Genomic DNA, 644 nt, shown 5'->3' on the forward strand with positions numbered 1-644 from the left:
CTTATTGACGGTAACGGAGTGGATATCCAGTTCCTTCATGAGCCGGGAAATCCGTCGTGGACTGCACCGAAGCTGCAGTGGTTGAAGTTCCAGATTCAATTCATGGTGGATCTTCATGACACCGTATCGCTGCTTAAATTCCGCAAAGATCCGCAGAATCCGTTGTTTCAAGCCCGCATCTTCGGCCCGGCGTTTTGAAGGTTTGGGGGATCGATAACGATAATACTGAGCTCTGGAAACACCGAGGATTCGGCACATCTTGGTTACCTGGTGGTGATGGCTTTCTTGGTGAATGTAATCAAAGATATTGGTTACTTCTGCGCAAGGAAGCCCAGGGCTTTTTTAAGGATTTCGTTCTCCTCAGACAGCGAAGCCAGTCGCTTTTCCATCGCTTTGATTTCGTCTGGCGATTTACCGGATTGAGTTTTGGCCTGGCCCTGGATCCACTTATGAACTGTTGAATAGCCAAGGCCATATTCTCTGGCCAGTTGGGCAGCTGATTCGCCTTGCTTATATAGGTTGATAATGTTTTGTTTGAATTCTTTGTCGTAACGAGTTGGCATGTAAAAATTCCTTCCTTTTGAGAGATGATTTATTCATTATACCCTCTCTTAAAAGTTGTCTCAGGAATCAGCTTACATCCA

The 644-nt window shown here is 45.7% G+C and carries 2 protein-coding genes; both read right to left on the bottom strand.

Going from position 1 to position 644, the window contains the following annotated elements:
- Nucleotides 1-258 (bottom strand): IS3 family transposase (locus KGF70_RS17855; RefSeq protein ID WP_367115153.1); only part of this gene is annotated, 258 nt, incomplete at its 3' end.
- Nucleotides 259-311: 53 nt separating this feature from the next.
- The gene (locus tag KGF70_RS17550; protein ID WP_057950377.1) at nt 312-563 is read right to left on the bottom strand and encodes an IS3 family transposase; all 252 of its coding nucleotides are present in this window, start codon (nt 561-563) and stop codon (nt 312-314) included.
- Nucleotides 564-644: the final 81 nt, after the last annotated feature.

This window comes from Lactiplantibacillus sp. 7.2.4 (genome assembly GCF_018991185.1).
Classification (GTDB): domain Bacteria; phylum Bacillota; class Bacilli; order Lactobacillales; family Lactobacillaceae; genus Lactiplantibacillus; species Lactiplantibacillus pentosus.

What these genes read in the sequence shown, in the direction of transcription:
- KGF70_RS17550 (WP_057950377.1), bottom strand. Translation starts at nt 563, where the DNA reads ATGCCAACTCGTTACGACAAAGAATTCAAACAAAACATTATCAACCTA.